Annotated in this window: 26 protein-coding genes and 1 tRNA gene; 17 read left to right on the forward strand and 10 right to left on the reverse strand. The window is 63.3% G+C overall.

The features are described 5' to 3' along the window. Positions 1 to 151: 151 nt before the first annotated feature. Complete coding sequence (locus HCR84_RS02820) at positions 152 to 889, forward strand: IclR family transcriptional regulator (RefSeq protein ID WP_244972554.1); 738 nt, start codon at positions 152 to 154, stop codon at positions 887 to 889. A 15-nt stretch (positions 890 to 904) separates the two neighbouring features. On the opposite strand, the gene crcB is transcribed toward HCR84_RS02820, so the two are convergent. The 3 genes from crcB to HCR84_RS02835 are packed head-to-tail and all read right to left on the reverse strand — an operon-like array spanning position 905 to position 2,496. Continuing rightward, positions 905 to 1,282, reverse strand: a complete 378-nt coding sequence (gene crcB / locus HCR84_RS02825; protein ID WP_166982298.1) for a fluoride efflux transporter CrcB — start codon at positions 1,280 to 1,282, stop codon at positions 905 to 907. Beyond that, the gene (locus HCR84_RS02830) at positions 1,279 to 1,719 is read right to left on the reverse strand and encodes a fluoride efflux transporter FluC (protein WP_166982296.1); all 441 of its coding nucleotides are present in this window, start codon (positions 1,717 to 1,719) and stop codon (positions 1,279 to 1,281) included. Before HCR84_RS02830 ends, crcB begins: the two co-directional genes overlap by 4 nt. 15 nt (positions 1,720 to 1,734) lie before the next feature. After that, positions 1,735 to 2,496 carry a GntR family transcriptional regulator gene (locus tag HCR84_RS02835; RefSeq protein WP_166982294.1) on the reverse strand — a complete coding sequence of 254 codons (762 nt, stop codon included), beginning with the start codon at positions 2,494 to 2,496 and terminating at the stop codon, positions 1,735 to 1,737. A gap of 280 nt (positions 2,497 to 2,776) precedes the next feature. Between HCR84_RS02835 and HCR84_RS02840 the strand changes: the two genes are divergently transcribed. From HCR84_RS02840 to ehuA, 4 genes are read left to right on the forward strand one after another with little or no spacing between them, the layout of a single operon-like run. After that, positions 2,777 to 3,694, forward strand: a complete 918-nt coding sequence (locus HCR84_RS02840) for a transporter substrate-binding domain-containing protein (RefSeq protein WP_166982292.1) — start codon at positions 2,777 to 2,779, stop codon at positions 3,692 to 3,694. Position 3,695: 1 nt separating this feature from the next. Next, the gene (ehuC, locus tag HCR84_RS02845; RefSeq protein WP_166982290.1) at positions 3,696 to 4,424 is read left to right on the forward strand and encodes an ectoine/hydroxyectoine ABC transporter permease subunit EhuC; all 729 of its coding nucleotides are present in this window, start codon (positions 3,696 to 3,698) and stop codon (positions 4,422 to 4,424) included. Further along, complete coding sequence (gene ehuD / locus HCR84_RS02850) at positions 4,421 to 5,077, forward strand: ectoine/hydroxyectoine ABC transporter permease subunit EhuD (protein WP_166982288.1); 657 nt, start codon at positions 4,421 to 4,423, stop codon at positions 5,075 to 5,077. The genes ehuC and ehuD overlap by 4 nt, the downstream gene beginning before the upstream one ends. Beyond that, the gene (ehuA, locus tag HCR84_RS02855; RefSeq protein ID WP_166982286.1) at positions 5,061 to 5,852 is read left to right on the forward strand and encodes an ectoine/hydroxyectoine ABC transporter ATP-binding protein EhuA; all 792 of its coding nucleotides are present in this window, start codon (positions 5,061 to 5,063) and stop codon (positions 5,850 to 5,852) included. The genes ehuD and ehuA overlap by 17 nt, the downstream gene beginning before the upstream one ends. Positions 5,853 to 5,933: 81 nt before the next feature. Here ehuA and HCR84_RS02860 read toward each other — a convergent pair whose 3' ends face one another. After that, a complete protein-coding gene (locus HCR84_RS02860) occupies positions 5,934 to 6,320 on the reverse strand; it encodes a DUF5997 family protein (RefSeq protein ID WP_244972555.1) in 387 nt (128 codons plus the stop codon). 62 nt (positions 6,321 to 6,382) lie between these two features. On the opposite strand from HCR84_RS02860, the gene HCR84_RS02865 reads away from it, so the two are divergent. Next, the gene (locus tag HCR84_RS02865) at positions 6,383 to 7,174 is read left to right on the forward strand and encodes a LysR substrate-binding domain-containing protein (RefSeq protein WP_166982284.1); all 792 of its coding nucleotides are present in this window, start codon (positions 6,383 to 6,385) and stop codon (positions 7,172 to 7,174) included. Between the two features lie 27 nt (positions 7,175 to 7,201). On the opposite strand, the gene HCR84_RS02870 is transcribed toward HCR84_RS02865, so the two are convergent. Further along, positions 7,202 to 8,311 (reverse strand): VIT1/CCC1 transporter family protein, encoded by a 1,110-nt coding sequence (locus HCR84_RS02870; RefSeq protein ID WP_166982282.1) that lies wholly within the window; start codon positions 8,309 to 8,311, stop codon positions 7,202 to 7,204. Positions 8,312 to 8,601: 290 nt separating this feature from the next. On the opposite strand from HCR84_RS02870, the gene HCR84_RS02875 reads away from it, so the two are divergent. Continuing rightward, entirely contained in the window at positions 8,602 to 9,072 is a 471-nt protein-coding gene (locus HCR84_RS02875) for a hypothetical protein (RefSeq protein ID WP_166982280.1), read from the forward strand. Positions 9,073 to 9,310: 238 nt separating this feature from the next. Here HCR84_RS02875 and mgrA read toward each other — a convergent pair whose 3' ends face one another. Further along, positions 9,311 to 10,369 (reverse strand): L-glyceraldehyde 3-phosphate reductase, encoded by a 1,059-nt coding sequence (gene mgrA, locus HCR84_RS02880; RefSeq protein WP_166982278.1) that lies wholly within the window; start codon positions 10,367 to 10,369, stop codon positions 9,311 to 9,313. Between the two features lie 152 nt (positions 10,370 to 10,521). Here mgrA and HCR84_RS02885 point away from each other — a divergent pair. After that, positions 10,522 to 10,594: transfer RNA gene (locus tag HCR84_RS02885), tRNA-Arg, on the forward strand. 63 nt (positions 10,595 to 10,657) lie between these two features. Here HCR84_RS02885 and HCR84_RS02890 read toward each other — a convergent pair. Then, the gene (locus HCR84_RS02890) at positions 10,658 to 12,379 is read right to left on the reverse strand and encodes a hypothetical protein (RefSeq protein ID WP_166982276.1); all 1,722 of its coding nucleotides are present in this window, start codon (positions 12,377 to 12,379) and stop codon (positions 10,658 to 10,660) included. Positions 12,380 to 12,643: 264 nt separating this feature from the next. Between HCR84_RS02890 and HCR84_RS02895 the strand changes: the two genes are divergently transcribed. Then, entirely contained in the window at positions 12,644 to 13,213 is a 570-nt protein-coding gene (locus tag HCR84_RS02895) for a hypothetical protein (RefSeq protein ID WP_166982274.1), read from the forward strand. Here the strand turns inward: HCR84_RS02895 and HCR84_RS02900 are convergent. Next, positions 13,192 to 14,187 carry an SDR family oxidoreductase gene (locus HCR84_RS02900; protein ID WP_166982272.1) on the reverse strand — a complete coding sequence of 332 codons (996 nt, stop codon included), beginning with the start codon at positions 14,185 to 14,187 and terminating at the stop codon, positions 13,192 to 13,194. The two genes, HCR84_RS02895 and HCR84_RS02900, sit on opposite strands and share 22 nt — an antisense overlap. A gap of 79 nt (positions 14,188 to 14,266) precedes the next feature. On the opposite strand from HCR84_RS02900, the gene HCR84_RS02905 reads away from it, so the two are divergent. The 5 genes from HCR84_RS02905 (at position 14,267) to arfA (ending at position 20,296) form a co-directional block, all read left to right on the forward strand. Further along, positions 14,267 to 15,274, forward strand: coding sequence for a LacI family DNA-binding transcriptional regulator (locus HCR84_RS02905; protein WP_166982270.1), 1,008 nt, complete (start codon positions 14,267 to 14,269; stop codon positions 15,272 to 15,274). A gap of 211 nt (positions 15,275 to 15,485) precedes the next feature. Further along, positions 15,486 to 16,829, forward strand: coding sequence for an extracellular solute-binding protein (locus tag HCR84_RS02910; protein WP_166982268.1), 1,344 nt, complete (start codon positions 15,486 to 15,488; stop codon positions 16,827 to 16,829). 100 nt (positions 16,830 to 16,929) lie between these two features. Further along, positions 16,930 to 17,814 (forward strand): carbohydrate ABC transporter permease, encoded by an 885-nt coding sequence (locus tag HCR84_RS02915; RefSeq protein WP_244972629.1) that lies wholly within the window; start codon positions 16,930 to 16,932, stop codon positions 17,812 to 17,814. Position 17,815: 1 nt separating this feature from the next. Continuing rightward, positions 17,816 to 18,712 (forward strand): carbohydrate ABC transporter permease, encoded by an 897-nt coding sequence (locus HCR84_RS02920; RefSeq protein ID WP_166982266.1) that lies wholly within the window; start codon positions 17,816 to 17,818, stop codon positions 18,710 to 18,712. A gap of 51 nt (positions 18,713 to 18,763) precedes the next feature. Continuing rightward, on the forward strand, positions 18,764 to 20,296 hold the full coding sequence (gene arfA / locus HCR84_RS02925) for an arabinosylfuranosidase ArfA (protein ID WP_166982264.1): 1,533 nt from the start codon (positions 18,764 to 18,766) through the stop codon (positions 20,294 to 20,296). A gap of 104 nt (positions 20,297 to 20,400) precedes the next feature. Here the strand turns inward: arfA and HCR84_RS02930 are convergent, their stop codons facing one another. Continuing rightward, positions 20,401 to 21,318 carry an aldose 1-epimerase family protein gene (locus HCR84_RS02930; protein WP_166982262.1) on the reverse strand — a complete coding sequence of 306 codons (918 nt, stop codon included), beginning with the start codon at positions 21,316 to 21,318 and terminating at the stop codon, positions 20,401 to 20,403. A 127-nt stretch (positions 21,319 to 21,445) separates the two neighbouring features. Here HCR84_RS02930 and HCR84_RS02935 point away from each other — a divergent pair, with 127 nt between their 5' ends. From HCR84_RS02935 to HCR84_RS02945, 3 genes are read left to right on the forward strand one after another with little or no spacing between them, the layout of a single operon-like run. Further along, complete coding sequence (locus HCR84_RS02935; RefSeq protein WP_166982260.1) at positions 21,446 to 22,006, forward strand: HAD domain-containing protein; 561 nt, start codon at positions 21,446 to 21,448, stop codon at positions 22,004 to 22,006. A gap of 56 nt (positions 22,007 to 22,062) precedes the next feature. Further along, positions 22,063 to 22,299, forward strand: coding sequence for a hypothetical protein (locus tag HCR84_RS02940; RefSeq protein WP_166982258.1), 237 nt, complete (start codon positions 22,063 to 22,065; stop codon positions 22,297 to 22,299). Further along, a complete protein-coding gene (locus tag HCR84_RS02945; protein WP_244972630.1) occupies positions 22,289 to 23,299 on the forward strand; it encodes a YihY/virulence factor BrkB family protein in 1,011 nt (336 codons plus the stop codon). The genes HCR84_RS02940 and HCR84_RS02945 overlap by 11 nt, the downstream gene beginning before the upstream one ends. Here the strand turns inward: HCR84_RS02945 and HCR84_RS02950 are convergent. After that, positions 23,296 to 23,739 (reverse strand): MarR family winged helix-turn-helix transcriptional regulator, encoded by a 444-nt coding sequence (locus HCR84_RS02950; RefSeq protein WP_166982254.1) that lies wholly within the window; start codon positions 23,737 to 23,739, stop codon positions 23,296 to 23,298. The two genes, HCR84_RS02945 and HCR84_RS02950, sit on opposite strands and share 4 nt — an antisense overlap. Positions 23,740 to 23,759 lie beyond the last annotated feature (20 nt).

Below are 23,759 nucleotides of genomic sequence, written 5' to 3' on the forward strand. Positions count from 1 at the left end.
GCTTTGTCGAGCTGACTGCTTTGTCGAGGCGTTTGCGGAGAATCCAAGTTGTTCTATTATTGAACATCGTGTTCTACTATTAGATAATGCTAAGCGTGGGTGAACGGCCGTGCAAGTCATGCCCTCCAGCGACGCTGGTGAAAGGGGAGACGTGAGCAACGACGTTGTGCAGGGCACGCGGGTGTCGGGCGGCAGGGGAGCTGCATCGTCGCAGACGCTGAGCCGCGGCATCAGAATTCTCGAGATTCTCGCCGACGCATCGACGCCGCTGACGATCGACGAGGTCTCGAACGAGCTGGGAGTGCATCGCTCCAATGCGTACCGGCTGCTGCGCACGCTCGAGGAGCACGGGCTCGTCGGCCGCGACTCGGCTGGGCGCATCGCCCTCGGTGCACGCATGGCATCGCTTGCTGCGGGTGTCGCTCACGATCTGCAGGCCGAGGCGCTGCCCGAACTCACGACGGTGGCGAACGAACTGGGAATGACCTGCTTTCTCACGATTCGCGACCACGACATGTGCACGACGCTTGCGAGCGTCGAGCCGCGGCACGCGGTTGCCTCTGTCGCCCAACGTCCGGGTGCCAGCCACCCGGTCACCGTCGGAGCGCCGGGGAAGGCGATTCTCGCGCAGCTCGCCCGAAGCGAGTGGCCCGCCGACGTTTCGGACGAGCTGAGGGCCGAGGTCGACGCGGTCGCAGTGACCGGCTTCGCCACGAGCCACAACGAGGTGATCCCGAGCGTGCAGTCGGTTGCCCTTCCGCTTGCGCTGCGCGGGCGGCAGCCGGCCGCGATCGCGGTCGTGCACGTCGCGCCGACGCTCGACGTCGAGCGGATCGTCGAGCGCCTCGGACGTTCGATTGTCGCGATCAGCGACGCGCTGGGTGGATGACTCGCGCCCGCGGTGTCACAGCAGCGACGTCAGCGCCCAGCCGAGCGCAGCCGCGGCGACAGCGAGCACGAGCATCCCGACTCCGCCTGCCAGACCGGCGAACCAGCGGCCCTGCTGAACAAGCCTGACGGTCTCGACGCTCGCCGTGCTGAACGTCGTATAGCCGCCGAGAAAGCCCGTGCCGACGATGAGCGCGACGCTCTCGGGAATGAGAAACGCGGCCGCCGCGCCGGTCAGTGCCCCGAGAACCAGGGAACCGCTGACGTTGATGATTGCGGTACCGAAGGGGAACGGCTTCTGCAGGCGGGCGCTGATGACGCCGTCGAGCCAGAATCGAACGGCGGCTCCGACGCCACCGGCGAGAGCAAGCGCGAGGAACACGAGGGGCGTCACAATGCACCTCCGCCTCGAGTGCGGCGCCGGTGCAGACCTGCGCCGAGCATAATGCCGAGCACCGTTGCGACGGCACCGACGAGAAGAGTGAGAAGCACATAGCCGATCGCGAGCGTCGTCGTGCCGTCGCCGATCAGCCCCACCGTGTCGACGGCAAACGTGCTGTAGGTGGTGAAGCCGCCGAAGAAGCCCGTGCCGATGCCGAGACGAAGCGCGCGTCGGCGCCCCGTGTCATCGCCGAAGCGGCTGAGCGCCTCAAGCAGCATGCCGAGCCCGAGTGCGCCGAGCAGGTTCACGGTGAGCGTGGCCAAGGGAAAGGAATCGCTGTTCATGCCGAGCGCGATCGCGGCGCGCAGCGCGCTGCCGACGGCGCCACCGATCGCGACGAGTGCGAGAAACCGCCACTGAGTGTGTGGGGGACGCTCTGGTGTGTTCACGGGCGGACGTGCGCGCTAGGCACGGGGCGAGTCGATGATGGGCTCGAAGCTCGGGGGTATGGCGTCTGGAGGAGTTTCGACGGTCTCGACGTCGGCATCCTTGCCGATCAGTCGCGAGACCGCGTCGTCGAACTGCATCGAGAGCGCTGCGAGCGCCGCATCAACGTCGCCATCGCGCATCGCCCCGAGAAGGGTCTCGTACGTGGGGGAGACGCTGCGCCGCACAGCGTAGCCGTTGGGAGAACTGAAGCTGGCGATGCGCGTCTCAATGGTGAGAGTGCTCATGTAATGCGAGAGGCGACGGCTGCCAGCGGCATCCACGAGAGTTTGGTGAAACACGATGTCCGCGTTGCCGATCGCGCGCGCGTCTGTTCCTTCGCTCACCTCGATGAGCGTCGAGAACGCCGCGTCGAGGCGGGAAAGCGCGTCTGCGTCGCCGCGTTTCATGATGAGTCTGAGCGATTCTGACTCGACTGCCTTGCGCGCGGCATAGAGATCGGCGACGTGCTCGGGCCCGATCTTGCTGACGCGAAGTCCTCGACCTGGAGTCGCCGTCAGCAGGCCCTCTTGAACCAACCGCTGCATGGCCTCTCGAAGCGGACTGCGGCTCACTCCAAGTTGGGACGAGATCTCGACCTCGCCGATCTGCCCACCGACCGGGAGAGCCCCCGAGAAGATCGCATTGCGCAGCTCGACAGCGATGAGATCAACCGTCGATGTCCGTGGAACTCGGAACACCGATACCGGCGCTCCCGAACGACGTGTGCTCTGTGGCATGAGAGTTCCCTTGTGTCTGTGCAAACGGGCGGCGCACGATCGTCGGGCCGTCGGCGCGTCAACCGGGTGGCCCAGGCGACCTCGCTCTGGAACGAGCATAATCCGCTGTCAGCGAGCCAACCATAACAACTTTGTATACAAACAGACAATAAGCCTGTCGGAATGTGCGCGTGTCTGAGAATGGGCATAGGGTAGCCAAAGCCATCCCCAATTTCGGGCCGGGTCCCCGCTCACAATGAAGGGTGAGGGTTCGCCCCGTCACTACCGAAAGAGGAACACGATGACAAAGCGTCGAATGCTCGCCCGTACTGGCATTGCCGCGGTCGGGATCTTGGCACTCGGCCTCATGGCCGGGTGCAGCTCTGACTCTGGATCCGGCGGAGGCGGCGGATCAGACGACTCAGGCAGCACTCTCCAGAAGGCCATTGATGCCGGGTCGATCACCATCGCGGTTGCCGACGAGCGCCCCTACTCGTGGGTCGATGACAACGGTGAGCCCCAGGGGGCAACAGTTGCCATGCACAAAGAGATCTTCAAGGCTCTCGGCATCGACGACATCAAGGTCGTCGAGTCCGACTGGAACTCGCTGATCCCCGGACTGAATGCCGGTCGCTTCGATGTGATCAGCGCGGGAATGTCGATTCTTCCCGACCGCTGTGCGAAGGCCGCATTCAGCGACCCAGAGATCATGTACACGACAACCCTGATGGTTCCCGAGGGCAACCCCGAAGGACTGACTGACCTCGACTCCGTGAAGGCGACAGACGGTGGCGTCAAGCTCGCCATTCTCGCCGGCGGCATCGAAGCCGGATACGCCGAGTCGCTCGGAATCACGAACACCGTCGAGGTCGACAACGCTCAGGACGGCATGGACCTCGTCTCCAACGGTCGCGCCGACGTGTTCGCAATGACTGCCATCTCGCTCAACTGGATGGCCGAGAACAACCCGGATGCGGGAGTCGAGACGACTGACGCCTTCGTTCAGGTGATCGACGGAGTCGAGCAGATCGGTGCAGGATCGACGGTCTTCCGCCAGGACGACACAGAATTGCTCGACGCGTACAACAAGGAGCTCGCGAACATCACGGGCGACCCCGAGAAGTACATGTCGCTCGTGGGTGAGTATGGGTTCACCGAAGAGAACCTGCCTCCCGAGGACCTCACGACTGAGCAGCTCTGCGAAGGGGACCTGAGCTAACTTGGGCGATAACTTCGCGGCGCTCATCGGAGCGCTGCCGTTGGTGGGCGAAGGTGTATTGGTCACCATTCAGCTCACCATCGGCGGCGCTCTGCTGGCGCTCGTCATCTCAATAGGACTCGGGCTTCTCGCTCGTTTCCAGAACATCGTTCTTCGAGGCACTGCGCGAGCCATCATCGAGTTCTTCCGCGGCACGTCTCTCGTGGTGCAGCTCTTCTGGTTCTTCTACGTGATGCCGCAGCTCGGAGTCGAGCTGCCCGCAATGTTCGTCGGCATTCTCGCGCTCGGGCTCAACTATGGAGCGTATGGCGCCGAGGTTGTTCGGGGCTCGATCAACTCGGTGCCTTCCGGACAGTGGGAGGCGACGACAGCCCTCAGTCTGAGCCCAACCCAGCGCATGTGGCGCATTATCTTCCCGCAGGCGTGGGCGCTCATGATCCCCTCCCTGACGAACCTGCTCATTCAGCTTCTCAAGGGAACGGCAATCGTCAGCTTCATCACATTGACCGATCTCACCTACGCGACAGACAAGCTGCGCAACTCGTCAGACACATTCTTCGCATACGGCGTGAGCCTTATTATCTACTTCCTCATTGCATACGTACTGACGCTCGTCATGAACGCCCTCGAGGTGCAGGCCAAGCACAAGCTCGGTCGCGGTGAGTCGTTGCGTCAGGCCCTCAGCTTCCGTTCTCCGCGAAGCGTCGACGGTAAGGCGGGTGTGTCATGACCGGCCTTCAATGGGACTGGACCATGGTCTGGGAGGCGCTCCCAGAGCTGCTCCTCAAATTCGTGCAGGTCACCCTGCTTGTCACCGTTCTCGGAAGTATTATCGCTGCCGTTCTCGGGCTCGTCATCGCCGTCGCACGGCGATCTGCGCCGAGGCCGATTGCCGCTGTGCTCACGTTTGTCGTGAACTTCATCCGAATGACGCCCATCGTGGTTCAACTGCTGTTCGCGTACTACCTGTTCCTCGAGCTGGATCCCGTGACGATCGGCGTGATCATCTTCGGCATCCACTACGCCACGTACATGGCTGAGGTCTACCGCGCTGGCATCGAAGCGGTGCCTAACGGCCAGTGGGAAGCCACGACTGCGCTGTCGATGTCGCCCACTCGCACGTGGACAGCCGTTGTGATTCCGCAGGCCTTGAGGTCGACAATTCCCGCCCTGGGAAACTACGTCATCTCGATGTTCAAGGACACACCGTTCCTCATCGCGATCACCGTGACCGAGATGGTCAGAGCTGCCCTCGTCTTCGGCGGGAACCATTTCACATACATCGAAGCGATCACATTGGCTGGCGTCATCTTCTTGGTCGCCAGCTACCCCACGTCATTGCTCATCGGCCGATTGGAAAAGCGACTTGCCTTCTCAAACTGACACAGAGCCGGCAATCCGGTTCGACAACGTTGAAAAGCGATTCGGCGACAACGTCGTTCTGCACGACTTGGACTTCAGCGTCGCCAAGGGTGACCGCGTCACACTCATCGGGCCCAGTGGTTCAGGAAAGACGACGATTCTTCGTCTTGTCATGACGCTCGAAGAGGCGAACGCCGGGTACATCTACGTCGACGGCGAGCCGCTCACGCACGAAGAGCGTGGCGGAAAGCGCGTTGAACTGAAGGAGAAGCACAAGAACGAGGTGCGGAAGCGCATCGGAATGGTGTTTCAGCAGTTCAACCTGTTTCCCAACATGACGGTCATGGACAACCTCATTGAGGCGCCCGTGCACGTTCTGAAGATGTCGAAGGCCGACGCCCGCGAGAAGGCAAAGGGTCTTCTTGAGAAGGTGGGGTTGTCTGACAAGGCAGATGCTCACCCTCTCGAGCTCTCCGGTGGGCAGCAGCAGCGCGTTGCCGTTGCGCGCGCGCTGGCGATGGACCCCGAGATTCTGCTGCTCGACGAAGTGACGTCGGCGCTCGACCCCGAGATCGTGGGCGAAGTGCTGAACATTCTTCGTGACGTGGCGAAAGAAACAGACATCACGATGCTGATCGTGACTCACGAGATGCAGTTTGCGCGTGACGTCTCGAACCGCGTGCTGATGTTCGACGGCGGAAAGATCGTCGAGGAGTCAGACCCAGAGACGATGTTCACGTCGCCGAAGGAGCAGCGTACGCGCGACTTCCTCTCGGCGGTGCTCGGCAACAACTGATCTCGGCAATCTCATCAGGAAGGGCTGGATTTCGTCACGAAATTCAGCCCTTTCTCACGTTTCGGCTCGTGACTCTCGCCGTCAGTCGCGCGAGCGTTTGGTGGCAGCCTGAGTCTTCACCCGCGCGTTCTCTTCGTGCACCTTCGCCTGGCGTGCTCGTTCGGTCACCAGCCACTCGGGCTTCTTCACGAGAAGCTCCTTGATCTGAGCAGTTGTGAGCGGATCGGTGATCTCTGCGCGGGCGAGACCCGATGTCGAGACGCCGAGCTTGCGCGCAACTTCGTGGCGCGGGTGCGGGCCATCGCGGCGCAGCTCCGCCAGCCATTCGGGGGGATTCACCTGCAGCTCGTTCAGCTCTTCTCGGGTCACGGGCCCGTCGCGAAACTCGGGTGGTGTCGCAGAAAGCAGTATGCCGAGTTTCTTTGCGGCCGTTGCGGCTTTCATCGACTGAGATGTGGGTGCGCTCATAATGCTTAAGCGTACGTGAGTCGCGACGTAATACGCTTGCACAAGCACGACGGGAGCGAAACATGGGCGAGAACACGACGGATGCTGTCGACGGGCGACACCTGCGTGTGGCATTTGTGCCGGGCGTCACCCCCGACAAATGGTTTCGCACCTGGCGGGAGCGCATGCCGGACGTGGATATTGTTGCGGTGCCGCTTGAGGATGAGCGTGAACAGCGGCTGGTTCTGACGGACAGCCGCGCAGACATGTCGCTCGTGCGCTTGCCGATTGCCGATGACGGGCTCCACGTGATTCCGCTCTATGTCGAGAATCCCGTCGTCGTTGCCCCCAAGGGGCATGAGATAACGGCAGCGGATGCCGTGGACATCGCCGACCTTGCGGGTGAGCACCTGTTGCAGCATCCGGATGCCGTCGCCGAGTGGCGAGACATCGCTCTCGAAGTTGCTGACGGAACGCGCATCGACGTGCCGTCGATGACGCCGCGCGACGCGATCGAACTGGTTGGCAGCGGGGCCGGCATCGTGATTGTTCCGTTGTCGGTCGCCCGGCAGTTCGACCGCAAAGACGTGGTTCGTCGACCCGTCACCGGCGTCGCAGAAACTCGAGTCGCACTCTGCTGGCCTGTCGATGCGGATGGCGAGCTGGTTGAGCAGTTCATCGGCGTCGTGCGCGGGCGCTCGGCGAGAAGCACGCGCTCCCTTGGATCCGTTGAAGCTGAGCAAGAGGCGGCCAAACAGCGTGCGGCGAAGAAGAAGGCCGCCGCCCGGCGATCAACCGAACAGGCTCGAGAGCGCAAGCACGCCGACCGTGCAGCACGGCGCAAGGCGGGCGGGCGAAAGCGCGGTCGACGCTGATCGACGGCGGCGTCGCACGCGACTTCGCTAGCTCACGGTTGTGCCGAACAGCAGGCCGAGCAGATAGGTGACGAGTGCCGCCCCGTACCCGATGGCGAGCTGCCGCAGCGCGCGTTTCACAGGAGATGCCCCCGAGAGCACGCCGACGATCGCTCCGGTGATCAGAAGCGCGACGCCAACGAGCACGGCAGCGATGATGATCGCCGTCAGACCAGAGGCACCGAACAGCAGTGGAATCACGGGAATGATCGCCCCGGATGAGAAGAAGCAGAAGCTGGATGCCGCGGCTCCCCACGCCGAGCCGATGGCCGAGTGGCTGTCGCTTTCGGGTGCTGCACTGTGCTGCACGGCGTCGTCCCTGCCGTGCACGCACTCGAGCCCATAGAGGCGTTCGCGCGCGTGCGATTCGGCGTCTTCTGCGGACATGCCGCGGGCACGGTAGACCAGCGCGAGTTCGTTTGCCTCGGCATCCAGGTTCGGCAGAATCTTCGTGGTGTCGGGGTTGGGGAGAGTGGAGCTGAGAAGCTCTCGCTGCGACCGCACCGACACGAATTCGCCCGCGCCCATCGAGAGGGCGCCGGCGAGGAGGCCGGCGATGCCCGAGGCGAGAACGATCGAGCTTGAGACTCCCGTCGCAGCCATGCCGATCACGAGGGCGAGGTTGGAGACGAGACCGTCGTTGGCGCCGAAGACGGCGGCGCGGAACGTACCGGACAGGCGTGTGCGGCCGCGTGCCGCGAGACCGCGAACGACCTCTTCATGAATCTGCTCGTCTGCGGCCATGGCATCGGTAGCGTCATTGTCTGTGCCGTACGGCGACCGGGATTCGGCTTGCTGCATGAGGGCGAGCACGAAGATGGAGCCGAAGCGACGGGCGAGAAATGCCAGCATCCGCGTGCGCATCTTCGTTCGAGTGGGGAGCCCCACGTTCTCTCCGAGGAGGTCGACCCAGTGTGCTTCGTGACGCCTCTCGGCATCGACGAGCCCGAGAAGAATGGCGCGCTCTTCGCCAGAGCGTTTGCTGGCGAGTTCTTCGTAGACGGCGGCCTCTGCGCGTTCGTCTGCGAGGTATTGACGCCAGCGCCTGATGTCGGCGGGCGTCGGGTTTCGGGGTGCGGCTGACTGAGCGTCGGTCACGGTCTTCTCCTGGTCGGTGGCCGGAGAAAACGACAAGACTCCGGCCTGATCGGCCGAAGGTCTCGTTCGCCCGCGTGCGGGTGGAATGCCGGGCGCCTACTGCGACACCAGTATGTCGACATTCCGCTTTGCCCGATGGTCCGGGCCGTGGGAACTACTCCCCTTCAAGCTCGGTAGTCTACCTGGAGGCCAAGGCGAAGGCCAGCGCAGGGGTGCCGCAGTGTGGAATGTCACGGCGTGTCGCCCGAACGTGGGCTACCAACCGTCGCGCGGGCGGTTAAGATTGAGGCATGCTGCGGTATGGCAGAGAAGCGTTCGTCGGCGTCGTCGCCGGAGCACTTCTTGGTGCCATTCTGTATATCGGAACCGCGGTCCCCTCGCTCGTCGCCGGAAGCCCGATTGCTGTGCAGCTGCTTCCCATCGGGCTTATCGTGTCTGCACTCGCCGGAGCGTTCGTCGGTGTCGTCGTCGTGTTCGGGGTGCTTGTCGCTCTTGTGATCCGAGACCGTGAGCTTGATGCCTCACCGAAGAAGCGACAAAAGGCCGCGTCGTGTGGTGCGGCGATCGGAGTGCTCGCCCTCGCTGTCGGGCTGTGGCTCATCGAGGGTGCACCGAGTCTGGTGCAGGTGTCAAGCCTCGCGCTCGTCGCGGTGTGTGCTGCTCTCGGCGCGTGGGGAGCATGGGCAGGCGTTCGGCATGCAGATTCACGAATCGAGCATGCTTCTGAGAGGCAGTCCTCACGGGGGCGCGCGTCTGTCTGACGCAGGGTTATTCGGGCAGCCTGAGGGGCCGTGCGTTGATGCTGCTCAGGGTGGGGCCCGGCATCGCAGATGATTCGCTCGGCAGCGACAGGGCCGACGTGTTCTCTGCGTACGCACCGTCTTCTGCGCTGTCGGTGGGTGCAACAGCGAGGCCGCACGCGCTGCCCATTTTTTCTCGCCAGCGTCTCGGTGCCCTCGCGCACAGTGCGCGAGGGCATCCGCCAATCTCTGTCGAGGGTTAGAGCTCGCTCGACTTCGCCCAGATGTTCACCCCGGCGTCGCCCGCGAATTCGTCGATGCGGCGCAGCTCGTCTTCGCTGAACTCGCGGTTGTCGAGTGCTGCGATATTCTCGTCGAGCTGCTCGATGCGCGATGCCCCAATGAGGGCAGAGGTCACGGTGCGCAGCGCCCACGCGAGCGCCATCTGTGCAAGTGTCTGACCGCGTTCCTGAGCAATGCTGTTGAGGCCTTCGAGGCGACGCAGGTTGTCGTCGCTGAGCATGTCGTCGCTGAACGAGCGGCGATTCGTGGCGTGCCCCTCGTTCTTGCCCCCGAGGAACTTGTCGGTCAGGAGGCCCTGAGCGAGCGGGGTGAAGCCGATCGAACCCATGCCGGCATCGGCGAGCGTCTCGGTGAGGCCGTCTTCGATCCAGCGATTGAGCATCGAATACGACGGCTGGTGGATCACGAGCGGTGTGCCGAGCGACCGTGCCACCTCGACGGCTTCGAGGGTGCGCTCGGGCGAATACGACGAGATTCCGGCATACAGTGCCTTGCCCTGACGCACGGCGGTGTCGAGCGCCCCGATCGTCTCGGCGACAGGCGTGTTCGGGTCGTATCGGTGCGAATAGAAGATGTCGACGTAGTCGACAGACATGCGCTGCAGCGACTCTTCGAGACTCGACAGCAGATACTTGCGGGTGCCGAGAAACCCGTACGGCCCCGGCCACATGTCCCAGCCGGCCTTGCTCGAGAGAATGAGCTCGTTGCGGTAGGGCTTGAAGTCGCCGCGCATCATGCGGCCGAAGTTCTCCTCGGCGCTGCCGTAGGGCGGCCCGTAGTTGTTGGCGAGGTCGAAGTGGGTGATTCCCTTGTCGAACGCGTGCCGCAACACCTCGCGCTGCCCGTCGAACGGCTTATTGTCGCCGAAGTTGTACCAGAGCCCGAGCGAGATGGGCGGCAGCAGCAGGCCGCTTTCGCCGACGCGCCGATACCCGAAGTTGGTGTACCGATCTGCCGCGGCGACATAGGGCTGGTGTGTCTCGGGGACTGGCTGGTCGAAGCGCTCTTCGTTCACCGTATACTCCTTTTGCTGGTGGATGCTGTGAGGCAACTCTGTCGAGCGTATCGATTTTGCGGGGTCCGTGAGAATGCTCCCGCAATCGATTGGCGCGTGAACGGTTCAGTGATGTATTCTCTACTACGGCCCGCTTAGCAGTTCTCGGCCATGCGCCACTAGCTCAACGGATAGAGCATCTGACTACGGATCAGAAGGTTGGGGGTTCGAATCCCTCGTGGCGCACACTGCGTTGAGACAGTTCGAAAACGGCCCGCTGACGCGGGCCGTTTTCGTTTCTCCACTGTCTCATGCCTTCACAACGCGCACGAACCGCACAGTCAGATCGTCTGCACCGTCGCCGAGCGACACCCGGAACGACGTGTCGCCTTCGCTGAACGCGTCGTCGGGAAGCGCGACCGTCGCCGTCTTCCACTGACCATCACCCGTGCGCTCGATGTCTGGCGAAGACCAATCACCGACATCGACGGTGAACGCTCCAGCGCCGTCGTCAAGGTACGTCACTTTCACAACGGGGTGAGCCTCGGCGGATGCCGCGGCGAACCGCGCGTCGAGCTCGAAGACGAAGCCGGTGTCGCCGTTCGCGGCATCCGTCACCAACCCTTCGTGTGCCGTGCCGTTGTCTGGCTCGAAGACCTCCGAATGCACGTCGGCATTGGAGCGGTGGGCAACCGATCCGGGCTCGTCGACCTGCACGAGCCACCGCTCAAGGTTGCGCACCCACGGTCGCGTCTGCCACTCGCCGGTGAACGGCCCCGCTTCGTCGCCAGCCCAGTACATGTCTTCAGCATCGCGCAGCGCCGCCCATGCATCCGGAGAATTCTGCGCCGTGTGGCCCATCGACAGGCGCACCCAGTCCCAGAGCTTGGGGTATTCGGCGAAATACGACGGCTCGGGCACAACGTAGATCCAGTTCGTGTGCAGCTGCAAAGCCTTCAGATTCGATTGCCGCACCGCATAGTACGGCTCGTCTGTCTCGTATCCGCACGCGTTGAAGCACTCGTTCTCGGTGGCGACGATGCGGCTTCCGTCGTGCACAGGCAGGGTATCGTCGAGCGTCATGTGCCCGTTCGGCAGAATGTGCGACCCGTAGGCTGGCGCTTCGCTCAGGTGAAAGTTCGACAGCTCGGTGATGCCGGTTCGAATGCCGAGCCCGGCGTCGACAGCCTGCTTCGCCAGCAGATCGTCGTCGGCGCCGAAGGGCCCCCACGGGTAGTCCTCGCCTGTGAAGACGAGCTTGTTCGCATTGTCGCCGAACATGTCGGCGAGGTCGGTCCAGGCATGGTCGTACCACGACAGATACGTCTCGAGATCGAGGTCTCCCGCGTCGACGGCGGCAGTGATCATCTCGTAGTCGAACTCCGCCCACGTGAAGGCCCCGGGAACATAGACGAAGGCGAGACGCTCATCGGCGGCGAGCCCGCTGTCGATGAACAGCGACTGGTAGGTGTCCATGAGGTGGCCCCAGACGCACTCATTCCAGATCGGCAGATGTCGCTGGCCGTCGTAGTCGGGCCCGTATGTCGACACCTCGCAATCGTCAACGACCCACTGGGGCGCCCATTTCTCGCCGCTCGCGAACACGCGCATCCAGAAGCTGCCTTGGCCCTCGAGCTGCTCGTCGAGCGGTGCGAAGCTCATGTCTTGGGCCGTGCCGCTCGAGTCCCTGTCGAGCGCACCGGGCTCGGACTGGATCTGCCCCCACGACACGTCGACGGAGCGGGTGTACACCTGATCGGCGGGCGACGCTTCCTCAGAGAAGAACCCCGAGTTCGCCGCCACACCGGCATCCGCCGGAAGGCTCCAGTCGTCACCGACGCGGATCATCACTCCGTCACCGGCATCCAGAAAGGGGAATGCCGGCCCGTCGTCTGCCGCACTGACCCGCTCGGATGCCGCCGGGCTCTGCGCGCACGCGGTAACACCGGCGACGGACAGAGCGAGCCCGAGGGCGATGGTGCTGCGGACCCGTCGATGTCTGCCGGTCTGCTGGGTGATGATCTTCGTCACATTCGCCTCCATGAGATTCTCAGGCGATTCTCTCGGAGATTTTCGCACGCGGATGGAAGCAGTCACCGCAGATGCTCGTTTTGCGCAGTCACGGTGAGCGAGCGCTGCTCTTTCCGTGCTGGCCGGGTGGTCGACCCTGAGCGTCTCGTGCACATGAAATACGTCTCCGATGTTGGTCCGCTTTCACGAGGGGAGCACGGCTAGGGTGTACCGGATGCTGCTGCCGCAGCGGCTCACGAACGATCGTCATTCTGAGCGCAACCAATGAGGAGCTTCGCTATTCGACATCACGCTTTCGCCACAGCTCTTGCCGCACTCGCGCTCGTCGGACTCGTCGGCTGCGCGCCGGCCGACGCCGAAGGCGGCCCGACGAAGACGCCGTCCGTTCCGCAGAGCCTCGCGCCATCGGCAACCGACGTCGCGGTCGGCGAGCAGAACGCCGAAGAGCTCTGTGCAGCCGAGAGCTCCTCTGGGTCAGATGACGTGTGCGTGCTCGAAGACACCCAGATCGATGGCACCATCGTCTTCGCCACACAGCGGGTCGTGAAGCTCATCGGCGCGACGGTGACCGGCTCAGCATCCATCACGGGCGCTGACAACGTAGTCGTCACAGACAGCGCCGTGGACGGCGACCTCGAGATGGCCGGAAACGTGGATGCTGTCGTCGCGCACAACTCCGTGGGGGCAACCCTCACCGTCGACGGCGGCAAACACGGAACCATTGATGACAACACGGTTGACGGCGACCTCAACTGCACGGGCAATGGAAAAGTGGAGGGCTCAGGCAACAGGGTGTCGGGCACGGCAGCCAGTCAGTGCGCGCCTCTCGGGTGAGCCTCGGCGACCAACGCGTCGAAGACCGCGTCGAGAGCGGCATCCGTCACCTGCTTCGCTTGGTGTGCGTCAAACCACGCGATCTGCTCGCGAGCGCCCTGCCAGTAGGGCACAGTCGTGCCGAACTCCGGCACGAGAGCGCGCAGCTTGCTCGTGTCGAAGACCATCGAGTGCGACTTGTCGCCGAGCAGGCCGGGGCCGAGTTGCGGAACCGCCGAGGCGATGCGATCGCTCGTGACGTGAATGATGTTGCAGGGTGCCCCTGCGGCATCCGCGAGCCACTCGTAGATCTGATTCCACGTCGGTGCGTGATCGCCGGTGATCGTGAACGCCTCTCCGAGCGCGAGCGGATTGCCGAGCAGGCCGGTGAACCCGACGGCGAAGTCAGAGTTGTGCGTCACCGTCCAGAGGCTCGTTCCGTCGCCGTGCACGACGACCGGTTTGCCCGCGCGCATGCGGGCGATGTCGGTCCAGCCGCCGAGCGTCGGCAGCCCCGTGTGATCGTAGGTGTGCGAGGGTCGCACGATGGTCATGGGAAAACCGCTGTCGCGATACGCCGCAACAAGCAGGTCTTCGCCCGCGATCTTGTCGCGGGAATACTGCCAGAACGGGTTGCGCAGCGGCGTTGACTCGGTGACGGGCAGGAGCGACGGCGGCGTCTGGTACGCAGACGCAGAGCTGATGAAGACGTATTGCCCCGTGCGCCCGCTGAAGAACTCGATGTCGCGCTGCACCTGCTCGGGCGAGAAGGCGACGAACTGCGCAACGGCATCGAACTCGCGAGTGCCGATGGCGTCCTGAACGGATGTCGGTGAGCTCGCGTCCGCCGTCAGCTGCTCGACGCCGTCTGGCAGCGGCCGTTCAGTGGTTCGTCCGCGATTGAGCACCGTCACCTCGTGGCCTCTCTGCAGTGACGCGCGAACGCACGCCGAGCTGATCATGCCAGAACCGCCGATGTAGAGCACTCGTGTCATGGGTCTCATCATGCCGGATGCCGAGGCACGGCGCCATGGCTGGTGCGTCGTCTCCCGCGGTGCCGATTAGGCTGTGTGCATGCGAGCGACAATGCGCGACGTGGCGTCGCGGGCGGGGGTGTCGCCCAAAACGGTATCGAACGTCATCAACGGCGTCGTCTTTGTGCGCCCAGCCACTCGCGAACGCGTCGAGCAGGCGATGGCAGAGCTCGACTACGTTCCGAATTTCAGCGCTCGAAGCCTGCGCAACGGGCGCTCGGGGGTGCTGGCCCTTGCGCTGCCGAACCTCAATACGCAGTACTCGGCTGAGACGATCAGCGCATTCGTCGAGGTGGCGCATGCTCGAGGCTGGGCGATTCAGATCGAAGAGACCGGAGCGGAGCCGCAGCGCGAGTTCGAGCTGCTCTCGCGTGCCCGAGCGCACCTCGTCGATGGGCTCATCCTCAACCCGATCACGCTTGAGGACAGCGTGATCGCCGAGGTGCGCGGCCTTCCGCCGCTCGTGCTGATCGGCGAGGTCGAGCAGAGTCTCGTCGACCTGGTCGGCGTCGACAGCCGTGATTCGGCACGCGATATGACGCGGCACCTCATCGACAGGGGAAACCAACGCATCGCCGTCGTCGGCTCTCCCGTCGGCCATTTTCAGACGGCGACAGCGAGACAGCGCGCCGAGGGCTACCGCGACGCACTGCGCGAGGCTGGTCTGCCGACGGATGCTGCGCTCGAGATCGGCTGCCCAGACTGGACGTCTGCGGCGGCAGCATCCGCCTTCTCTGCGTATCTCGACGGCGGCGGCGAGGTACCCGACGCGGTGTTCTGCTTTACAGACACCATGGCTCTCGGCGTGCTCAACGAGCTGTGGGCCCGCGGGCATCGGGTGCCTGGCGACGTGCGGGTTGCGGGCTTCGACAACACGATCGACAGTCCGTATATGACGCCGCCGCTGACCACCGTGGCCTTCGACCGCCGTGAGCTCGCTCGTTTCGCGATCGAACGCCTTGAACAGCGCATCGCCGACGTGACGCTCGAGCCGGCGCGCATTCGGGTGCCGTACGAGATCGTCACGCGCGAGAGCACCCGCCCCTAGCGCCGCTGTTCAGCGATTCGGAACTTTCGGGCGACACGCCGTGCCGCAGCCCGCGACACGCCGCACAGCTTCGTTTTTTCCGAATGCGTGAACGGTGATCGTCCGATCCCGTGATCGCACCTTCTCGTGCGAGACACCTCTTGCGTCGACTATTACATCGATGTAATGATGGGGCATCCACGATGGTGTCCACCACAAGGGAGTGATGTTCATGACACGATCTCGACAGGCGGGTGACGGCCCGGGTCTTTCGAGGCGCCGCATGCTGACAGGCGCGGCAGTGCTGCTCGGGGGCGCCTTTGCCGCCCCTGCCCTCAGCGGCTGTACGCAGGCAGCAGCATCCGGAGTCACCAACCTCAGCTACTGGCATCTGCTCAGCGGCGGCGACGGCATCACCATGGCAAAGCTCGTCGCCGACGTCGAGAAGGCGCTCGGTGATGTCACCGTCGACCAGACGGTGCTCGCCTGGGGTGCGCCGTACTACACAAAGCTCGCTATGGCGGCAGCAGGAGGCCGCGCACCCGACATCGCGATTATGCACGCCAGCCGTGTCACGGGCTGGGCGCCCGGTGGCCTGCTTGACCCCTGGGATCTCGATCTCCTCGCCGAATTCGGTGTCAGCGAAGACACCTTCAAGCCGCGCATCTGGGAGAAGGGCTTCACAGACGACAAGCTGTACTCGGTTGCCCTCGATTCGCATCCGTTCATCACCTTCTTCAATACAGACGTTGCCGACGAAGCGGGCGTGCTGAATTCCGATGGCACCCTCATTGAGACGTCGACGCCAGACGCGTTCATCGAGATGGCGCTCGAGATGCAGGCGGTCACGGGGCAGCACGGGCTTTCGTGGGGGTATCTCAACGACGGAGCTCAGCTCTGGCGGCTCTTCTACACGCTGTACAAGCAGCACGGCGCAGACATGGTGCTCGAGACGGGCAAGCCAGCGGAGTTCGACGAGGATGCCGCGATCGAATCGCTCGAGTTCATGACGAAGCTTGTCGACGGCACCGTTGCAGCGACCAATAGCGACATCAACAACGGCATCGCCGAGTTCGCCGGCGGCAAGAGCGGAATGCTCTTCTCGGGGGTATGGGAACTCCGCACCCTGCAGGATGCGGGAATCGCGTTCGACGCGACGACGATTCCGACGCTGTACGGCACCCCGGCCGTGTATGCGGACTCCCACACGTTCGTGCTGCCGCATCAGTCGAACCCAGACGAGACGAAGCGCCGCGCTGCATATGAGTTCATGTCGACGCTGCTGAAAGACTCGATCGAATGGGCGGGTGCCGGACATATTCCTGCATACCTGCCCGTCATCGACGATCCAGCGTATGGTGACCTCGTCCCTCAGGCCCACTATGCTGACGCCGCAGATCTGATCAACTACGATCCGCCCGCATGGTTCACGGGTTCAGGCTCTAACTTCCAAAACTACTTCCTCGACGCGATCCAAGGCGTCATGCTCGGCGGCACGACTCCCGAAGCGGGTTTTGCGTCATTCATCGGGCGGATAAACACACTGCTCTCGAAGCCGAATCCGGTGACGGTATGAGCGCCCCGACCTGGCAGCGCACGACGCTGCGCGACGACAAAGGAGTCTCGCTGTGACCACGGCAACCGCTCGAAACGTGCTTTCTGACACCGGCGCCACAGTGAAGGCGTTGCGGTCGAATAAACCACGGGAAAACCTCACGGGGTGGGCATTCATCGCCCCACTCGGCATCCTGTTCATTCTGTTCATGCTCGTGCCGATCCTCTGGGGCATTTACCTGAGTTTCACGAACCAGAGCCTCACCGGGGCGGGCGGCGATCTGATCGGTTTTGATAACTACGCCGAGGCGCTCGCCGACCCTGACATGTGGAGGTCGATGCTCAACACCGTGTGGTTCACGGTGCTCAGTACCATCCCTCTCGTCGTGGTGGCGCTTGCGCTCGCGCTCCTCGTCAACACCGGGCTGCCTGGGCAGTGGCTGTGGCGGCTCTCGTTCTTCATGCCCTACCTGCTCGCCTCCACCGTGGTTTCGCTCATCTGGGTGTGGCTGTACAACCCGCAGCTCGGGCTCTTCAACGCCATTCTCGGCTGGTTCGGCATCGATCCGGTCACGTGGCTGCAGGATCCTGATCTTGCGATGCTCTCGGTCGTCGTCACGACAGTGTGGTGGACAATCGGGTTCAACTTTCTTCTCTATCTCGCTGCACTGCAGAACATTCCAGAGACTCAGTACGAGGCAGCATCGATCGACGGGGCTGGCCGCTGGCGCACCCTGGCCTCAATCACGATTCCGCAACTGGGCCCGACAACGATCATGGTTGTGGTGCTGCAGCTGCTGGCGTCTCTCAAGGTATTCGACCAGATCTACCAGATGACCGGGGGCGGCCCGGCGGGCACCACGCGATCGGCCATTCAATACATCTTCGAGACGGGGTTCACCGGCTTCCGCTTCGGGTACTCGTCGGCGATCTCGTACATCTTCTTCGTACTCATCATCATCGTCTCGGTGATCCAGTTCCGCATCACGGCGCGAAGGAGCGCATGACATGTCGACACTTACCGAACAACACACAGTTCCCGCGGGCGGCCGCTCGGCAGCATCCATCGCCCCCGCCCGAAAGAAGAAGCTCGGTCCGGCCGGAATCGCAGCACTTGTCGTGCTCATCGTGCTTGCGGTGGCGTGGCTGCTCCCATTCTTCTGGGCAATCGTCACGTCGCTCAAAAGCGAGACGGATGCCGCCTCGGCAGCGCTCTGGCCGGCACAGGGCTTCACGTTCGACGCATACGCCAAGGTGCTCGCCGAGGGCAACGTGCCGATCTGGGCGTGGAACAGCCTGTTCACGGCGGCGTTGATCACGCTCATTACGGTGCTCACCTCGGCACTTGCCGCCTACGCGTTCTCACGCATGCGCTTTCGCGGGCAGAAGTGGGCGTACATCGTGGTGATCGCGGCGATCGCCGTTCCGCCTCAGGTGCTCATCGTTCCTCTCTTCTACGAGATGCTCGCGATGGACCTCGTTGACACGTACTGGGGCCTCATTCTGCCGCAGGTGGTGCAGCCGATCATCGTGCTGATTCTCAAGCAGTTCTTCGACCAGATTCCGATTGAGCTTGAAGACGCGGCGCGTGTCGACGGCGCAAGCAGACTGCGCGTCTTCACGTCGATCGTGATGCCGTTGTCCCGGCCAATTCTCGCGGCGGTGTCGATCTTCGTGTTCGTGTGGGCGTGGAACAACTTTCTGTGGCCCTTCATCATCATCAACGACCCGCAGCTGATGACGCTGCCCGTCGGCCTGCAGACGGTGAAGAGCGCCTACGGCATCCAGTACGCGCAGAACATGGCGATGGCGATTCTCGCCGCACTGCCCCTCATCATCGTCTTTCTCTTCTTCCAACGCCAGATCATCAAGGGCATCTCCACCACCGGCTTCGGTGGACAGTAATTCACCGTGCAGCAGCCCTCGAGACCGACCGCACCACACACAAGGAGACACATGACCACCGCTCGCATCACCATCGACCGCGACTTCAGAGTCGGCGATGTGCCTCGGCGCATCTTCGGCTCGTTCGTCGAGCACATGGGACGCTGCGTCTATTCCGGCATCTACGAGCCGGGGCATCCTCAGGCCGATGAGCGCGGGTTCCGCCGCGACGTTCTCGATCTCGTCAAGGAGATGGGGCCGACAGTCGTGCGTTACCCGGGAGGCAACTTCGTCTCGGGGTACAACTGGGAAGACGGGGTCGGCCCTGTCGACAAGCGCCCAACGCGCATCGATGGTGCCTGGCACACGATCGAGACGAATGCGTTCGGCCTGCACGAGTTCGTCGACTGGGCGCGCGAGGCCGACGTCGAGGTGATGGAGGCCATCAACCTCGGAACCCGGGGAGTGGATGCCGCTCGCGCACTCGTGGAGTACGCAAACCACCCCGGGGGCACAGCGTGGAGCGACATGCGACGCACGAACGGAGCGGAGGACCCCTTCGACATCACACTCTGGTGCCTGGGCAATGAACTTGACGGTCCGTGGCAGATCGGCCACAAGACCGCGGACGAGTACGGACGACTCGCGCAAGAGGCCGGTAAGGCAATGAAGCTCGTCGACCCGTCGATCGAGCTCGTTGCGGTTGGCAGCTCGAACACCGGAATGCCCACGTTCGGCGCCTGGGAGCACGCGGTGCTGAATCACGCGTACGACGAGGTGGACTACATCTCGCTACACGCCTACTACCAAGAGCACGATGGCGACGCGAAGAGCTTTCTCGCCACGGCCGTCGACATGGACTACTTCATCGAGTCGGTCATCTCGACGGCGGATGCCGTGGGGGCACAGCGCAAGACGACAAAGCGCATCAACCTCTCGTTCGACGAGTGGAACGTCTGGTACCAGCGCGGGCTCGACACCGACGACCAGCCGCACAACGTCGAGAAGAGCTGGCAGACGCACCCGCGTCTGATCGAAGACGAGTACAACGTCACGGATGCTGTCGTCGTCGGCACGTTCCTCAACTCGCTGCTGCGGCACGGCGACCGCGTGACCATCGCCAACCAGGCTCAGCTCGTCAACGTGATCGCGCCGATCCGCAGCGAAGAGGGCGGCCCGGCATGGCGTCAGAGCATCTTCTGGCCATTCGCCCGCATGTCGCAGCTTGCTCACGGAAGCATTCTGCGCACGGCCGTCTCGAGCGACAAGGTAGACACAGACAAGTACGGTGATGCCGATGTCGTCGACGTGAGCGCAACGTGGGATGAAGAGCACGGCACAGTTGCGTTCTTCCTCGCCAATCGTGGGCTCGACGAGGCGGCAGATGTGTCAGTGAAGCTCGGCGGGTTCACGGCATCCGGGGTTTCCCGCGCTGAGGTGCTCACGGTGCCCGAGGGTGGCGACCGCTTCACGTCGAATACGCAGAACGCGCAGCCCGTCGGCCTCACGCCGCTCGAGGGCGTCACTGTCGACGGTTCCGCGCTCACGCTGAAGCTGCCGGCGCTCTCGTGGGCGGTCGTCGTCGTCGAGGTGACGAGAGCGTAGGAGTCAGTTCAACCATTCGGAACTTCGCCGCCCGTCGCGGCGTGTCGGTGCGCGGCGCGCCGCGAGGCGGGTGGCTTTTCCGAATGGTTGCACGGTGCGCTGCGTCAGAGAGCGCGGATGCTCCAGCTCGCCGTCGCCTGGGCATCGGGATCGAGCGTGATCAGATCTGTGCCCGAGTTGAAGGCGTCGGGCGGGCAGGTCATGGGTTCCACGGCGAGGCCGATGCGGCTGATCTCGGGCGCGTCGTCGCGGTCGGCGGTGTGCACCTGAACCCAGGGGCATGCGGCATCCCAGCTCATCACGACGCCCGTGCCGTCATTCGTGCGTACCGTCACCTCGGCGATTCCGTCGGCGTCGCGTGCAAGCCCGGTGAACGCGTGATCGATGAATGTGTCGCCGATCACCCGCTGCTCGCGAAAGTCGAACTGTGTGCCTTCAACCGGCTCCAGCCCCGTGGGGATCAGCCGGTCGTCGGTCACGGTCAGAACAGACGCGGCGGGAACCGTCGCTTTCCACTCGTCGACGCGGCCCGCGCCCGCAACGAGATAGGGGTGCGGCCCCGTGCCGAACGGCGCTGCCGAGGTGCCGCGGTTCGTCGCCGTGACCGAACTGTGCAGGCCCTCGTCGTCAAGCCGAAACGTGACGGCGATATCGAGTGTGAAGGGGTAACCGTCTTGCGCGACCATCGCGGTGCCCAGCGTGACGGCGGCCTCGCTCTGCTCAAGGATGCCGTACTCGAGCCATGCACCGAGCCCGTGCAGCGCGTGTCCCCGCCCCGGCTCGGTCAGTGGCAGCTGTTGCTCTGTTCCCTCCCAGACGTATCGCCCATCAACGACGCGATTCGGCCACGGCACGAGGGTTGCTCCACGATACGCGGGCCGCATCTCGCTCTCAGCGAATGGCACGACAAGGTTGCGCCCGGCGAACGTGAGTTCGCGCAGGGTTGCGCCGATTGAGGCGATGGATGCCGCGTAGTCGCCGTGCTGCAGGGTGATGTTCCGTCCGGAAAGTGCTCTCGTCATGGCTTCCATCCTGCCGCATCTGTTCTCTCGTAACGAACCTCTGCATGGCGAATTCATAGCTGCTTCTAGGCTGGTGTCAGTGCCGAGTGATTAACTGATCTTCCACCCGAGAACGGCGAGGAGCACCATGCCCACCTCTGACATCCAGACGCGTCTGTACCTTGACGTCGATGGAGCAATCAACGCTGACGAACCGCCATTTTCCGAGGTGAAGTCAACGCGCGTGCAGATCGAGTACGGGGGCGGCATGATGAGCCGCATGCCGCTCACCTGGGCACCCGAGGTGGTGGCCGAGCTCGACGCTCTGCGCGACGAGTTCAGCCTTGAGCTCGTGTGGCTGTCGACGTGGAACGAGATGCACGCGTCGATGACGAGTCTTGCCCCGGCATTGGGAGGGCTCTTCGGGGGGCGTGCCATCATGGACGTCGACGCTGTCAGCGTCGACCGTGGGCGAGGCTGGTGGAAGGCACAGAGCATCATCGCCGACCAAGAGCTGGCCTCGGCCCCGTTTATCTGGGTTGATGACGAAGCTGTGATGGCACACGGCGGAATGGTCGACGATGCAACCGTCGGCACGCCCTCTCTCAAGCTCACAACCGTGTACGAACACGGCATCGAGCGATTGCACTTAGCGCAGATGCGCTCGTTTCTCGCCGAGCAGGCGCAGCGCCAGGCGGTGCTGCGCTGATCGAACGCGCTGGGCCGATGCTTGCCACAGCGCTCAGATGCTCATAGCGTGACGGTATGGCAGAACACGCGGGGCGGGCGATGGTTCTTCCGACGGATCGGGAGAAGCGCACAGGGGATATCGGGCCGTGGGTCCGGCAGCTGAACATTGATGAGCTGCGAGAAGACCTCGACGACACGATTGCAGCGATTCGGGTGAAGATCGTTCCCGTTGCCATCGGGGTGGGCGTCGCTGCGGTCGGCGCTGCCATCTACGTCATCGCGACAGCCTTCAGCGGTGACGATGATGAGTGATCTGACTGAGGAACTCTCTCGACCCACACGGCTGCGCTTTCGCAGCATCCGGGCTGCCTACGTTCGCGCCATTCAGATGTTCACCGTCAACAAGGCGGCCGATGTGGCGGCGACGCTCACGTACTTCCTGGTGTTGGCGCTCTTCCCAGGTCTCATCGCGATCGTCTCGATTCTGTCGATCGTCAACGCCGATGGATCGGTGAGCACGGGGCTGATTCAGATGCTGAACGACATGGCGCCGAAAGAGACGGCGAAGGCGCTCGAAGGGCCGATTACCACAATCATGTCGGCACCGGGCGCCGGGCTCGGACTCGTGTTGGGTATTCTCGGAGCGATTTGGTCGGCGTCGAAGTACGTCGATGGATTCACTCGCGCGGCAAATCGCGCGTTCGGCGTCACCGAGGGGCGGCCTGCGCTCAAGCTGCGCGCGACGGTGCTTCTGCTCACCGCTTCGAGCCTTGTGGCGATCACAATCATGGCGGTTCTGCTCATCGTCAGCTCACCTGTTGCCCGCCTGATCGGGTCGGCGATCGGTCTCGGTGACGCGAGCGTTGCCACCTGGAATATTGCCAAGTGGCCCGTGCTGGTTCTCGCCGCCATCGCGCTCATCGCACTGCTCTATTATTTTTCGCCGAACGTGAAGCCGTCGAAGTTTCGATTTATCGGCCTCGGGGCGATCACGGCACTGTTTGTCTGGGCGGTGACGACTGTCGGCTTCGTTGTCTACGTCTCGAACTCCGGAGGCTATAACGCGACGTACGGGTCACTCGGCGGCATCATCGTCTTTCTCATCTGGCTGTATTTGAGCAATTTGGCACTCGTCTTCGGAATCGGCGTTGAGGCCGAGCTCGAACGATCGCGGCAACTGCAGCAGGGGATTCACGCTGAGTATTCTCTGCAGCTTCCGCTGCGCGACGCGACAGCGATTGACAAGAAGATCGAAGCCCAGGCCAAAGCAGTGATCGCGGCACGCAAACTGCGCCGCTCTTTCGATGACTAGCAGCCCGCTGTTGCCGTGCGCACTTTCGTCGTCAGCGCGGTGAGCTGGGTGAGTTCCTCGTCCGACAGAGCTGCAAGCATGACATCGGTGATCGATTCCATGTGCTTGACGGCGATGGAGCGAAACTCGCGATAGCCGGCTTTGGTCATGCGCACAATTGTGCCGCGGCCATCTTTCTCGTCCTGAGTCTTCTCGACATAGCCGCGAGCGACGAGACGATCGACCATGCGTGAGACGCTCGGCTGGCTCAGCAGCACGCGGGAATTCAGCAGCCGAAGGCGCGCTGCTCTCTCGGGCTCGCGTGAGAGATTGAAAAGAATGTCGTACTCATTGATCGAGATCGAATGAGTTGGGAAGTCATCGTTGAGTACGCGCATCACCTGCACCTGGGCGCGAAACAGCGATTCCCACGCGTGCACAGCCGTGGATCTCTGAGCCATTGGAATCCCTCCTGTTGCAT

It is taken from the genome of Paramicrobacterium fandaimingii, assembly GCF_011751745.2.
GTDB classification, from domain to species: Bacteria; Actinomycetota; Actinomycetes; order Actinomycetales; family Microbacteriaceae; genus Paramicrobacterium; species Paramicrobacterium fandaimingii.